At 60.7% G+C, this 12448-nt stretch carries 14 protein-coding genes; 5 read left to right on the top strand and 9 right to left on the bottom strand.

Going from position 1 to position 12448, the window contains the following annotated elements:
- Nucleotides 1-12: 12 nt before the first annotated feature.
- From AC0N03_RS07145 to arfB, 4 genes are read left to right on the top strand one after another with little or no spacing between them, the layout of a single operon-like run.
- Nucleotides 13-144 (top strand): hypothetical protein, encoded by a 132-nt coding sequence (locus AC0N03_RS07145; RefSeq protein ID WP_474287950.1) that lies wholly within the window; start codon nt 13-15, stop codon nt 142-144.
- Nucleotides 141-3104: a sarcosine oxidase subunit alpha family protein gene (locus AC0N03_RS07150; RefSeq protein WP_474287951.1), complete on the top strand. Its 2964-nt coding sequence runs from the start codon at nt 141-143 to the stop codon at nt 3102-3104. The genes AC0N03_RS07145 and AC0N03_RS07150 overlap by 4 nt, the downstream gene beginning before the upstream one ends.
- Nucleotides 3097-3666 carry a sarcosine oxidase subunit gamma gene (locus tag AC0N03_RS07155; protein ID WP_474287952.1) on the top strand — a complete coding sequence of 190 codons (570 nt, stop codon included), beginning with the start codon at nt 3097-3099 and terminating at the stop codon, nt 3664-3666. The genes AC0N03_RS07150 and AC0N03_RS07155 overlap by 8 nt, the downstream gene beginning before the upstream one ends.
- A 40-nt stretch (nt 3667-3706) precedes the next feature.
- Complete coding sequence (gene arfB / locus AC0N03_RS07160) at nt 3707-4129, top strand: alternative ribosome rescue aminoacyl-tRNA hydrolase ArfB (RefSeq protein ID WP_474287953.1); 423 nt, start codon at nt 3707-3709, stop codon at nt 4127-4129.
- Here arfB and AC0N03_RS07165 read toward each other — a convergent pair.
- From AC0N03_RS07165 to AC0N03_RS07205, 9 genes are all read right to left on the bottom strand, one after another.
- Nucleotides 4126-4776 carry a DedA family protein gene (locus AC0N03_RS07165; RefSeq protein ID WP_474287954.1) on the bottom strand — a complete coding sequence of 217 codons (651 nt, stop codon included), beginning with the start codon at nt 4774-4776 and terminating at the stop codon, nt 4126-4128. The two genes, arfB and AC0N03_RS07165, sit on opposite strands and share 4 nt — an antisense overlap.
- An 80-nt stretch (nt 4777-4856) precedes the next feature.
- On the bottom strand, nt 4857-5984 hold the full coding sequence (locus AC0N03_RS07170; RefSeq protein ID WP_474287955.1) for a hypothetical protein: 1128 nt from the start codon (nt 5982-5984) through the stop codon (nt 4857-4859).
- Between the two features lie 210 nt (nt 5985-6194).
- A complete protein-coding gene (gene radC, locus AC0N03_RS07175) occupies nt 6195-6899 on the bottom strand; it encodes a RadC family protein (RefSeq protein ID WP_474287956.1) in 705 nt (234 codons plus the stop codon).
- A 13-nt stretch (nt 6900-6912) separates the two neighbouring features.
- Nucleotides 6913-7737 carry a type I methionyl aminopeptidase gene (gene map / locus AC0N03_RS07180; protein ID WP_474287957.1) on the bottom strand — a complete coding sequence of 275 codons (825 nt, stop codon included), beginning with the start codon at nt 7735-7737 and terminating at the stop codon, nt 6913-6915.
- A gap of 92 nt (nt 7738-7829) precedes the next feature.
- Nucleotides 7830-8150, bottom strand: coding sequence for an HPr family phosphocarrier protein (locus AC0N03_RS07185; protein ID WP_474287958.1), 321 nt, complete (start codon nt 8148-8150; stop codon nt 7830-7832).
- Complete coding sequence (locus AC0N03_RS07190; RefSeq protein WP_474287960.1) at nt 8150-8551, bottom strand: PTS sugar transporter subunit IIA; 402 nt, start codon at nt 8549-8551, stop codon at nt 8150-8152. Before AC0N03_RS07190 ends, AC0N03_RS07185 begins: the two co-directional genes overlap by 1 nt.
- Before the next feature lie 126 nt (nt 8552-8677).
- On the bottom strand, nt 8678-9106 hold the full coding sequence (locus tag AC0N03_RS07195; RefSeq protein WP_474287961.1) for an HPr kinase/phosphorylase: 429 nt from the start codon (nt 9104-9106) through the stop codon (nt 8678-8680).
- A complete protein-coding gene (locus AC0N03_RS07200) occupies nt 9103-10824 on the bottom strand; it encodes a stimulus-sensing domain-containing protein (protein WP_474288109.1) in 1722 nt (573 codons plus the stop codon). Before AC0N03_RS07200 ends, AC0N03_RS07195 begins: the two co-directional genes overlap by 4 nt.
- A 46-nt stretch (nt 10825-10870) precedes the next feature.
- Nucleotides 10871-11569: a response regulator transcription factor gene (locus AC0N03_RS07205; RefSeq protein WP_474287962.1), complete on the bottom strand. Its 699-nt coding sequence runs from the start codon at nt 11567-11569 to the stop codon at nt 10871-10873.
- An 86-nt stretch (nt 11570-11655) separates the two neighbouring features.
- Here AC0N03_RS07205 and AC0N03_RS07210 point away from each other — a divergent pair, with 86 nt between their 5' ends.
- Entirely contained in the window at nt 11656-12378 is a 723-nt protein-coding gene (locus AC0N03_RS07210; RefSeq protein ID WP_474287963.1) for a HugZ family pyridoxamine 5'-phosphate oxidase, read from the top strand.
- Nucleotides 12379-12448 lie beyond the last annotated feature (70 nt).

Below are 12448 nucleotides of genomic sequence, written 5' to 3' on the forward strand. Positions count from 1 at the left end.
CCGGAGCCTTCCATGCCCCTCACCCCAACCCTCTCCCCGCAGGCGGGGCGAGGGCGCAACGTCTGCACCGCCCCCTCTGCCTGCGCGCGGGGCGAGGCCTGGAGCGAGGGGCTTTACCCATCACATGCGGAGCGCACGCCATGAGCCAGCCCTTCCGCACCGCGCACGGCGGCCTTATCGACCGCAGCGCCAGCCTGAATTTCACTTTCGACGGCAAAACCTATGCCGGGCATCCGGGGGATACGCTCGCCTCGGCGCTGCTGGCCAATGGCATACGGCTGATGGGCCGCTCGTTCAAATATCACCGCCCGCGCGGCGTGCTCTCCGCCGGCTTTGAAGAACCGAATGCGCTCGTTGAATTGCGGCAGGGCGCGCGGCGTGAGCCCAATACGCGCGCCACAACCGCCGAGCTTTATGACGGGCTGGAGGCCCGGAGCCAGAACCGCTGGCCATCGCTCGCCTTCGATGTGCTCGGCATTAATTCTCTCGCGGCGCCGATCTTTGCGGCAGGCTTTTACTACAAGACCTTCATGTGGCCGGCTGCCCTGTGGGAAAAGCTCTATGAACCGCTGATCCGCCGCGCGGCAGGCCTTGGCCGCGCTTCGGGCCTGCCCGACCCCGACCATTACGACAAAGTCACGCATCATTGCGACATTCTGGTAATCGGCTCCGGCCCCTCTGGCCTTGCCGCAGCCCTGAGTGCGGCGCGCAGCGGCGCGCGCGTTACGCTGGCAGAGGAGGATTTTGCCTTCGGCGGGCGCATTCTGAGCGAAAACTATGATTTTGGCGGACAAACGGGTCAGGAATGGCTGGAGCAGACGCTCACGGAACTGAAAAGCCTCAGGAATGTCACACTCCTGAAGCGCACCTGCGTCTTCGGCGTTTATGATCACGGCACCTATGCCGCAATTGAACGGGTCAATGATCACGTCGCCACGCCGCCGCAATTCGCGCCGCGCCAGCGCCTGTGGCGCATCATCGCGCGCCGGAGCATATTGGCGGCAGGCGCGATAGAGCGCCCGCTGGTGTTCGGCGACAATGACCGCCCGAACGTGATGCTCGCCAATGCGGCGCGCACCTATGCCACACGCCTCGGCGTGAAAGCCGGAACACGCGCCGTTATCTTCGGCAATAATGACGATGCGTTCCGGACGCTCGAGAGCCTGCACGCGGCGGGGATCGGAATTGCCGCTTATGTCGAGACGCGGGATCCCTCAGACCGGTTGAAAGCCCTTGCCCGGCAGGCAGGCGCGGAGGTGATCTGCGGGGTCGTGGCGCAGGCCCGAGGCAAGCTCGGCGTCTCCGGCGCGCTCATCCGCGAGGCCGGAGGCCGCGAACGGACCATCGATTGCGACCTGATCGCCATGTCCGGCGGCTGGAACGCGTCCGTGCATCTGACCTCGCACCTTGGCGGCAAGCCGCAATGGAACGAGGAAAAAAGCGCTTTCCTGCCCGGAACCCTGCCGCCCGGCATGTCTGTCGCGGGCGCGGCCAACGGCGATATGTCGCTCGCCGGATGCCTGAGCGCAGGCGCGCAGGCCGGCGCGCAAGCTGCGCGAGACTGTGGCTTTGCCGGAGTGCCGTTGCCCCTGCCGCCGGTCGCGGACGAATCCGTCGCCGTCACTGCCTTCTGGCAGGTGAAGAATGCGCCCGGCAAGGCTTTCGTCGATTTCCAGAACGATGTCGGCGCAGCGGACATTGAACTGAGCCATCGCGAGGGCTACCGCTCGGTCGAGCATCTGAAGCGCTACACCACCCTGGGCATGGCCACCGATCAGGGCAAGACGGCCAATGTCAATGGCCTTGCCCTGATGGCGCAGATAAGCCGCAAAACCATCGAACAGACCGGAACCACGCGCTTCCGCCCGCCCTACTCGCCCGTATCCATCGGCGCGCTGGCCGGCATTCACACCGGAAGGGACTTCCGCCCCACCCGCAGGACGGCAGGCCATGACTGGGCCGTGGAACAGGGCGCGGTGTTCATGGAAGCGGGCCTGTGGCTGCGGGCGCAATATTTCCCCGACAGGGGCGACAAGAGCTGGCTGGACGCCTGCAACCGCGAAGTTCTGGCCGTGCGCGCCAGTGTCGGTGTCGCCGATGTCTCGACGCTGGGCAAGATCGACATTCAGGGCAAGGATGCGGCCAGATTTCTCGATCTCGTCTATTGCAACACCTTCTCGACGCTGCCCATCGGCCGGGTGCGTTACGGCCTGATGCTGCGCGAGGACGGATTCGTCATGGATGACGGAACCACGGCGCGTCTGGGCGAAAATCATTATTTCATGACGACCACCACCGCCAATGCGGTGAAGGTGATGCAGCATCTTGATTTCTGCGCGCAGGTGCTCTGGCCGCATCTCGATGTCACGCTCATCTCAGCGACGGAACATTGGGCGCAATATTCCATTGCCGGGCCGAATGCCCGGAAGGTCGTCGCGGCGCTGGTTTCGCAGGACATATCAAACGAGGCCTTCCCCTATATGGCCTGCGGCGAAGTCACCATTGGCAATATCAGCGGGCGGCTCTACCGCATTTCCTTCTCCGGCGAACTGGCCTATGAAATCGGCGTGCCTGCGCAATATGGCGACAGCCTTATCCGTGCCATCATGGCCGCGGGCGCCGAATATGACATCCGTCCCTATGGTATCGAGGCGCTCAATGTCATGCGCATCGAGAAGGGCCATGTCGGCGGCGGCGAACTCAACGGCCAGACAACCGCAGCCGACCTTGGTCTGGGCAGGATGATGGCCATGAAAAAGGACTTCATCGGCCGTGTGCTCAGCCACCGCCCCGCTCTGGTGGCGACTGGCCGGCCAATGCTCGTCGGCCTGCGGCCTGTTGATAAAAGCGCCAGCTTCGCCGCTGGCGCCCATCTGCTCGAGGAGCGCGTCGCCAATATTGCTGCCAATGACCTTGGCCATGTGACTTCGGCGGGTTATTCGCCCAATCTGAAGCATCACATCGGCCTTGCATTGCTGAAAGACGGCGCGCAGCGCATGGGCACGCGCATACGCGCCTATGACCCCATCCGCGGGCAGGAAACACTTGTCGAAGTCTGTTCTGCGCATTTCATCGATCCGGAAGGGAGCCGCCTGCGTGCTTGATTTTTCTCCCCGTCCCGCCCTTGCGCTTGCACCCGGCCACCATGGCCGCCCTGGCGAGGCGGGCGTCGTCATCAAGGAAATGAACGGCCTGGCGCTGGTCTCCATTCTGGCTTTCAAAGGGCAGCAAGACAGCTTGCGCAGCCAATACCGGGCCAGCCTCGGCCTTGATCTGCCGCTCACTCCCTGCCGCGCCGAAAAAGACGGACTGTGCCTGTACTGGGCAGGGCCGCGTCAATGGCTGGCCACCGGCGCGGATGCCGCGTTGCTGCAACAACTCGCCACGCCCCATGCCGCGCTTGTCGACCAGAGCGGCGGCCGGGCCATCGTCGAAATCAGCGGGCCAAATGTGCGCGAAGTTCTGCGCAAAGGCGTAACCATCGACATCGATCCTGCCGTGCTTAAAACCGGAGAAGTGGCCCTCACCGGCATATCTCATATCAGCGCACTGCTCTGCCGCACCGGCGACGACTCATTCCTCATGGCGGTGCCGCGCTCCCTTGCTGGAAGTTTCTGGCACTGGCTGAGCGTGTCGTCGGCTGAATATGGCTATGAGGTGATTTAGACCTGTTTCCATCAAACCGGAAAATGCTCTATCAAGAGCCATGCGCATCAATTCATGGCTCAATATCGACGAAGCGGAACTGGACGAACGGTTCATCCGCGCCTCCGGGCCGGGCGGACAGAATGTCAACAAAGTTGAAACAGCGGTTCAGTTGCGTTTTGATGCCGCGCATACGCCTGCGCTGCCCGATCACATCCGCGCCCGGCTGATCCGGCTTGCGGGCCACCGCGCCACCAGGGATGGCCTGATCACCATCACCGCGCAGCGCTTCCGCACACAGGAACACAACCGGCAGGATGCGCGCGACAAACTCACCGAGCTGATATTGAAGGCGCTGGAACCACCGCCGCCACCTCGCAAGGCCACCAAGCCGACCTACGGCTCGCGGCTGCGGCGCCTTGAAAGCAAGAAGGCGCGCGGCGCCATCAAAAGCCTGCGTGTCGGCAAGCCCTCCGAGGATTAATCCACCTGCAAGGGGCCGGGCAAGGCCTCTTCGGCAAGCTTCAGCAGCCGGTCCTCGTGATACCGGAAAAATATCGCAAAGGCCACGACGCCGAGAACGCCCAATATCAGCGCCGCAACGCCGAACGGCCCCTTGATATGCTCGAAACTCTGGCCGAGCCAATAAGCGCCGAAGCCGTAAATGCTGGCCCAGATCACGCCGCCAAGCGCGTTGAAGAACAAAAACCGCTCCCAGTGGAAGTGATTGGCCCCAGCCAGCAAAGCAGCAAAAGTGCGCAGCAGGGCGACAAACCGCCCAAAAAACACAATGGCGCTGCCAAACCGCAGAAACAGATATTGGCCAAGGCGCAGCCGCGCTGGCGTGAGATGAATTTTCGAGCCGTGCCGGATCAATATAGGCAGGCCAAGCTCGCGCCCGATCCAATAACCGATATTGTCGCCGATAATCGCACCCGCCGCCGCCGCGCCCACAATCCAGTAAACATGGATATTGCCGGTGGCGCCGGCATAGAGCGCCGCGCTCACCACCATTGTCTCGCCCGGAAGCGGCACGCCCGCACTCTCCAGCATCACCACAACCATAACCGCCCAGGGGCCGAACTGAGCGAGAAGATGGTGAAAACTCGGGTGGAACAGCCAATCCAGCATAAAGGAAACCTTGTCGTTATTCAGCGCATATAGCGCAACAATCATGGCACAGAGACGACGGAACCTTGTCCGGAATACATTTATTTCAAAGGAATTACGCCTGTTCCTGAGCTCGCATCAATGGCTTGCGCCTGCGTCATTCTGATGACATCACGCGGGCTGATGACATCAACCTGCGCCTCTATTCCGGCGCCGGCCAGAATATCGCGCACATGCGGCACCGAATCCCACAATTCCTCCGAACTCGACTCGAAATGCGCCACGATACACTGATCGAAGACATAGGATTTGGCAAAAGGCGCAAGCGCTTCACGCACGAGCTGATGCCGGATTCGTTGTCTGCGCGCAGCGCCATCCCGTTCTGATTGTGCTTTTGGCCTGATCCGCAGCAGCCGATCCGACGCGCTTTGCCCCTGCCGTTCAGATTGCACCATGCTGGCGCAAAACAACTGCCGCTCCCGGAACGCGGGGGAATAGGCCGAAAGTTCCACGCCGGAGACGATGGCGCGGCGCCCTGCCTCGTTGATCTGATAAGCATAGTGCACTTCGCTGGCCAAACCATCAAATGAACCGGCATGGGCGCAGCGGCAACACACATATTCTATCAGCGCCGCCTCTGTATCACCGCAGGTGCAGGCCGCCTTGCCCGCGCCGCACGGACAAACCGAACGAAGCCTGAGCGCGGGCGTGCCGCAAGCCGGACACACCCGGAGACGCTCATGCGCACAGCGATCAACGAGTCCAAGCTCCGCCAGTTCCTCGGCCAAAACCGGGGCATCCGAAGTAAGTCCACCGGCAAAAAGCTCTGTCGGGCCACCGGCATCAAAGACAGGCGGCAAGGAAAACCCGGGCATCAACGCCGTTTCGCGCGTCATCATGCGTGCGAGCAGCCAGACGCGCTCATCGCCGCTCTCAAAATAGCCGGCCGGGAGAGCCGCCACGCGCGCCACCAGTGGCACAAGGGCAGGCAGCGCCTGCGCCAGAGACCCTGCATCGCCTGCCCGAACATCCGCCCAGTCAAGCGATATGCGGCTGGCATCGATCACCGGAACGACGGCAGCGCGCGCTGGCGGCATGATCCGGCCAAGCTCGTCCCAGCCCGCCGGATCCAGCAAGACGATGATGTCGGCCAGCGGCTCCGACTGCTGCATCTGACTGCGCCGCGGCAGCATCAGCACACGCAAAGGAAGATGTTCCGCCAGTGTCATTATGTATCCGCAGATGAATTGGGCCTGTAGCGGCCAATAATGACTATATCGCGCCATATATTTTATTAACGCCGCACATGAGGCGTGAACGGACTGCCGGAGTATTTTCTGTTTTGACAAGCAAGCTCATGCATCGTTCTCAGTTCGCCCAAGAATGGCTGCAAGGAGGCTCACAGGCCCTGATCGGCCCGACCGGGCGAACCGGACTGCCTAGATGAGGCGCAGCCCTTTGAGGCTGGCATGTCCCTGCCTCCCGACGATGATGTGGTCATGGACGATGATGCCGAGCGGACGGGCAATATCGATCAGTTCCAGCGTCAGCTTGACATCGGCGGTGGAAGGCGACGGATCGCCGGAGGGATGATTATGCACCAGCACCAGCGCGGTTGCAGCCAGTTCGAGCGCCCGGCGGATCACCTCGCGCGGATAGACCGGCGTATGGTCAACCGTGCCGCGCCCCTGCACCTCATCGGCGATCAGGCCGTTTTTCTTGTCAAGGAACAGGCACCGGAACTCTTCCCTGTCGGCAAAAGCCATGGTTGCGCGGCAATGATCGATCACTTCCGACCATGACCCGAGCGTCGGACGCGCCTTCAGACGCCCTTTCGTCACGCGCTGAACCGCAGCTTCGATCAGTTTCAGGTCTGAGGCGACAGATTCGCCCACCCCGCTCACTTCCATCAGCAGATCAAGCGGCGCGGCCACAACCTCGGCAAAAGAGCCAAAGCGGTTGACGAGATCCTTGGACATTTTCTTGATATCGCGCCGCGGCACCGAACGGAAAAGAAAAAGCTCCAGCAATTCATAATCCGGCAGGCTGGTGGCCCCATGCTCCGTAAACCGCTCGCGCAGGCGCTGGCGGTGGCCGAGATAATGCGGCGCCTCCGAAAAGCCTTTCGCGGATTTGGCCGCCATGCGGTCTGTCCGGTCAGGCGTTGTAAGGCGGCTGATGCAGGCCGCGCGGCGAGAGCGTGAATATTTCGACGCCGGTCTCCGTGACACCCACAGTATGCTCAAACTGCGCCGAGAGCGAACGATCCCGCGTGACCGCCGTCCAGCCGTCGGACAGAATTTTAACTGCCGGCCGGCCAAGATTGATCATCGGCTCAATGGTGAAGATCATACCGGGCTTGAGGACGGGCCCCTCGCCCCTGCGCCCATAATGCAGAATATTCGGCTCATCGTGGAACAGTTGCCCGAGGCCGTGACCACAAAAATCACGCACCACCGAACAACGCTCACCTTCGGCATAGGCCTGGATAGCGGCACCGATATCGCCTGTCGTCGCACCGGGCTTGACTTCGTTGATCCCGATCATCAGCGCTTCATAGGTGACCTCGACAAGCCGCGCGGCCCGGCGGGGCACTTCGCCGACAAGATACATGCGGCTGGAATCGCCGTGCCAGCCGTCAACGATCAGCGTGATGTCGATATTGACGATATCCCCCTCGCGCAGCGGCTTTTCGTCCGGAATGCCATGACAAACGACATGATTGATCGATGTGCAGATGCTCTTGCGAAACCCGCGATAATTGAGCGGCGCCGGATAAGCCTGATGGTCCATCGCAAATTCAAAGGCGGCCTTGTCGAGCGCAGCGGTTGAAACGCCCGGCTTGACAAGGTCAACCATAAGATCAAGCGCCTCGGCGGCCAGCGCTCCCGCCTTGCGCATCGCGGCAAAGGCCTCCGGCCCGTGCAACTTGATCACGCCGCTTTTACGCGCGGGGAAGGCCTGAGCATCAGCATAAGTCATGAAAAGATCCTGCATTGATCTCTGAATTTAAGCACGAAGCGCCTTCCACACAAGATGCCGGACGGCGAAGGCGCAAAATTGAAACAAACCCGCTAATCGTCCTCGCCGAACCGGTTGGCCACCAGAGCGGCAAGCGCATCGATCACCCGCTCCGCATCGACGCCGGTTGCAGCCACGGTAATCGTTGAGCCCTGTCCCGCGCCAAGCGTCAGGATGCCCATGATCGACGTGCCGCCCACGGTCTCTCCGCAGCGCGACACCGTGACGGCTGCATCGAACTGGTCGACGCAATTGACGAATTTGGCAGTGGCGCGCGCGTGCAGCCCCTTGCGGTTGACGATCAGCATCTCCCTGACAATCGCGCCCTCCGGCGCGACAACGGGCGGGCAATCCTCGGGAGACGGTTCGATCATCATTTCGCTCCAAGGACGTGGCTGGCGATATTGATATATTTGCGCCCTGCTTCCTGAGCCTGGGCGACGGCCTGTTCCAGCGGGCAGATATCGCGCACGGAGGCCAGCTTGATCAGCATGGGCAGATTGACACCGGCGAGCACCTCCACATGCCCGCTGCTCATCACCGAAATGGCGAGATTGGACGGCGTCCCGCCAAACATATCTGTCAGCAGCACCACGCCGGAGCCGGTGTCGACAGATTTCACCGCCATCAGAATGTCATTTCGTCGTTGCTCCATATCGTCCTCAGGACCGATGGAAACCGTTTCGAACAGTTTCTGCGGCCCGACGACATGTTCGAGCGCCAGACGAAACTCAATCGCCAGATGCCCGTGCGTTACCAACACCATACCAATCATTCAAACCAACACCGTTGGACTTTCTCCCAAGCGATAAAGAAAGCCGGAATTCGCGGACGCTATTTTGTGCACTGCCAACAGAATGGCAAGAGCAAAAGCCGCATTGCCATACAATTGCCGAAAGAATTACGCAATTTTTTCTAGAATCTTCATCAGGACTTCAAACTGTGTTTGACGCTGCCCGACAATGAGACGCTGAAATCGCAATCCCGACAGCTCAATGACATCCTGCTCATAGTGTTGCTGCGCACCATCTGTAAGGTCGATAACCAGCCGCAGCGGAACTTCCGGCGCAAAAGGCAGCATCGCAATGCCAATTCCGCGCACCTCGATCTGCCCGGCAATGGCCGGATGGCCCATGATCAGCAGGTGCGCATCGCGCCGCACAAGCTTAACGCGGTCATCGCCGATGAGCCGGGCCTGCCGGCCCTGAGCGTGAGCAGCCTCAATCAGGGCGAGGGTCAGCGCGCTTTTTCCTGATTTCGATGCACCGCGCACAAGAACCCCGTGCCCGTCGATGCCAAGCGCTGAGGCATGGAGCCAGTCTTCGCTCACGATGTTGCCAGCGCAGGCAATTGCAGCACGAATCGGGCGCCCAGAATGGCGCTTTCGTCGCCCGCCGCATGCCGGTTCTGTGCAAAGATGCGGCCACGGTGCGCCTCGACGATCTGCCGCGAGATGGAGAGCCCAAGACCGGAATTCTGCCCGAAGCCCTGATTCGGCCTGTCGGTGTAGAAGCGCTCGAAAATACGTTCGAAGGCGTCGCTGGGAATGCCGGGGCCATCGTCATCGACCCAGAGCTCGACCACATCATCAAGCCGCCGCAGCGTCACGCGCACCTCGCCGCCCTGTGTCGAGAACGAACGGGCATTGTCGATCAGATTATTGAGCACCTGCCCCAGACGCGAGTCAAAGCCATTAACGACAAAAGCGCCGTCGCGTCCGGCCTGCGCGGGCTCCAGCATCAGCCGCACCTTCACACCGTCCGGCCGGTCGACGGAATTGGTTGCCGAAATCACCGCACCCAGCAATTTCGCCAGATCCACCGCCATCATGTCCGTGCGGGCCAGTTCCGCATCAAGGCGCGAGGCATCGGAAATATCGGAGATAAGCCGGTCAAGACGGCGCACGTCGTGCTGGATCACTTCGAGCAATCTGGCGCGCGACTCGTCGGTCTTGATCCGCGGCAAAGTTTCGACGGCCGAGCGCAGCGAGGTCAGCGGATTCTTGAGCTCGTGCGCCACATCGGCGGCGAAACTTTCAATCGCTTCGATACGGTTGTACAGCGTCTTGGTCATATCGCGCAATGCGCCAGACAAATGGCCGATCTCGTCGGCGCGCTCAGTGAAATCGGGAATTTCCTGCCGCGATTTGGAGCCCCGGCGCACACGCTCCGCTGCCTCGGCCAGACGGCGCATGGGTTCGGCGATCGTGCCGGCCAGAAGCAGAGACAGAACCACCATGACAATCGCGGACACCGCGAACACCCGCAGAATGGCCCACCGCTCCGAAGCGATGATCTTGTCGATGTCGCCGCCCTGCGTCGCCAGCACCAGTGCGCCCCGCACCACCCGGTAGCGCTGGATGGGTACGCCGACGGAAATGATCGTCTCGCCCCTGACATTGACCCGCACAACGGTGAGCCGCTGTCCGGCAAGGGCCGCATCCACCTCGGGCACGCCGCGCCCGTTGGTAACCTCGATATCTTCGGTAGGCGGCTCTGCCGAAGAGGCAAAATGGTGCTCAATTTCCTGCCACAACCGCATGAGCCAGAATTTTGGCAACGGCGGCGGCAGATCGACGCGCAAAATATTGCCGCGGATCGTCAGCGAACGGGAATCCAGCACCAGATCGCCGTCGCGCCCATAGATCCGGGCGCGGGTGCGTGTCGGCGAGACGAGCTTGCGCAGGACCGGGCCGATCCGCTCGGGATTGATGGAAAAAAGCAGCGCGGAATTGGGGTCCTCGCGCATTCCCGTGCTCTGGCCCGGCTGCAATTGCAGCAATTTTTCGGGATCAAGGGTGATCGAATTGGTCTCGACGGTGGCGGAAGCGGCCACCGCGGCGGCAATGATCTCCGCCTGAGTCAGCAAACTTTGCGAACGCGCATCGATCAGGCCTTCGCGAAACTGGTTGAGATAGAGAAATCCCGCCAGCAGCGCCACCAGCCCGCCGAGGTTAAGCACCACGATGCGACGCGAAAGGGACGACGACATACGCCGGTTGAGCGCGCGAAGAAACCGCCGGAAACGCAGGCTCGTTTCCCGGCGCATGCGCAGGAGCGAAGTGTCGTCTGTCAATTTGTCCACTGTGACCGGACTAAGCCTCTCCGAACCGGTATCCGACGCCGTAAAGGGTTTCAATCATGTCGAAATCGGGATCAACAACATGGAATTTCTTGCGCAGGCGCTTGATGTGGCTGTCGATCGTGCGGTCATCGACGTAAACCTGATCGTCATAGGCCGCATCCATCAGCGCATTGCGGCTCTTGACCACGCCCGGACGCTGCGCCAGCGCCTGAAGGATCAGAAATTCCGTAACGGTCAGGGTGACGTTCTCGCCTTTCCAGGTGCAGGCGTGGCGGTCGGGATCCATCTTGAGCTGGCCGCGCTCCAGTATTTTGCTTTCGGATTCCTTGCTCGGCGAAGCATCCCGCGGGTTGGCGCGGCGCAGAATCGCCTTGACGCGCTCCACCAGCAGACGCTGCGAAAACGGCTTGTGAATGAAGTCGTCCGCGCCCATCTTCAGGCCGAACAATTCGTCGATCTCCTCATCCTTGGAGGTGAGAAAAATCACTGGCAGGTCAGATTTCTGCCGCAGACGACGCAGCAGTTCCATGCCATCCATGCGCGGCATCTTGATATCGAAAATCGCCAGATCCGGCGGATTGGCGCGCAGGCCCTCCAGCGCGGCGACGCCATCGGTATAAGTTTGTATGCGATAGCCCTCGGCCTCAAGCGACAGCGCCACTGAAGTGAGAATATTGCGGTCATCATCTACGAGAGCAATGGTTGCCATGCTTTATCTTGCCTTAAGTGGTTCATATATGAGAGGACTATAGCTGAATTGATGCAGATACCAAACGGCCAAAATATGGCCATGCCATGAACAAAATGCCAGACCCGGACCGAATTTCCCTGATAAATGAAGCCAAAACGCTTCTGCATCTGCCCAGAAGCGGCGCCCTGGCAACGCTGCGCCACGGGTTGCCCTTTACCTCGCTGGTCACCTTCGCGCCGGATTTCGACGGAAGCCCCATATTTCTTCTCTCGAAACTTGCCATTCACACGCAAAACCTCGCCGCCGACCCCAATTGTTCGCTGCTTCTCGCCAGCACCGGCAAAGGCGATCCGCTGGCCCACCCGCGCCTGACAGTTTCCGGCAAGGCCCTTCCCGATACTTCCGGGCATCTGCGCGCCCGCTTTCTCGCCCGCCAGCCCAAGGCTGCGCTCTATGCCGGTTTCGCCGATTTCGGCTTTTACCGGCTCGAAGTGCGCGACCTTCATCTTAACGGCGGCTTCGCCCGTGCCGCAGATTTTACGCCGGACGAGATTCTGTGCCCTCCTGATAATCTGGAAATCTATGCCCGGCGCGCCGAAGAACTGATGGCCGAGATCAAAGACAAGTACGCCAAAGAACTGCGGCAAAAGATCGCACAAAACACCCATTCAGCCGCAAAAAACTGGCAGATCAGCGGCCTTGATCCCGAGGGCATCGATCTCATTTGCGGCGAGGACGCCATGCGCATTCCCCTCGCGCTTCGTGAGATCGATAACATCGATCCTGAATTCATTCTTAAAGCGGTTTACAACAGGAATGCCAGTTAAATCTATGTAATGAATGAAATTTTTTACTGGCATGTAAATTAATATCAGCACGCTGATCCGATTTTGACAG

The sequence above is a fragment of the Methylocystis sp. sgz306128 genome, assembly GCF_056032725.1.

What these genes read in the sequence shown, in the direction of transcription:
- AC0N03_RS07190 (WP_474287960.1), bottom strand. Translation starts at nt 8,551, where the DNA reads ATGATTGGTATGGTGTTGGTAACGCACGGGCATCTGGCGATTGAGTTT.
- AC0N03_RS07205 (WP_474287962.1), bottom strand. Translation starts at nt 11,569, where the DNA reads ATGGCAACCATTGCTCTCGTAGATGATGACCGCAATATTCTCACTTCA.
- AC0N03_RS07170 (WP_474287955.1), bottom strand. Translation starts at nt 5,984, where the DNA reads ATGACACTGGCGGAACATCTTCCTTTGCGTGTGCTGATGCTGCCGCGG.
- AC0N03_RS07150 (WP_474287951.1), top strand. Translation starts at nt 141, where the DNA reads ATGAGCCAGCCCTTCCGCACCGCGCACGGCGGCCTTATCGACCGCAGC.
- map (WP_474287957.1), bottom strand. Translation starts at nt 7,737, where the DNA reads ATGACTTATGCTGATGCTCAGGCCTTCCCCGCGCGTAAAAGCGGCGTG.
- AC0N03_RS07185 (WP_474287958.1), bottom strand. Translation starts at nt 8,150, where the DNA reads ATGATCGAACCGTCTCCCGAGGATTGCCCGCCCGTTGTCGCGCCGGAG.
- AC0N03_RS07145 (WP_474287950.1), top strand. Translation starts at nt 13, where the DNA reads ATGCCCCTCACCCCAACCCTCTCCCCGCAGGCGGGGCGAGGGCGCAAC.
- radC (WP_474287956.1), bottom strand. Translation starts at nt 6,899, where the DNA reads ATGGCGGCCAAATCCGCGAAAGGCTTTTCGGAGGCGCCGCATTATCTC.
- arfB (WP_474287953.1), top strand. Translation starts at nt 3,707, where the DNA reads ATGCGCATCAATTCATGGCTCAATATCGACGAAGCGGAACTGGACGAA.
- AC0N03_RS07165 (WP_474287954.1), bottom strand. Translation starts at nt 4,776, where the DNA reads ATGCTGGATTGGCTGTTCCACCCGAGTTTTCACCATCTTCTCGCTCAG.
- AC0N03_RS07200 (WP_474288109.1), bottom strand. Translation starts at nt 10,824, where the DNA reads ATGCGCCGGGAAACGAGCCTGCGTTTCCGGCGGTTTCTTCGCGCGCTC.
- AC0N03_RS07210 (WP_474287963.1), top strand. Translation starts at nt 11,656, where the DNA reads ATGAACAAAATGCCAGACCCGGACCGAATTTCCCTGATAAATGAAGCC.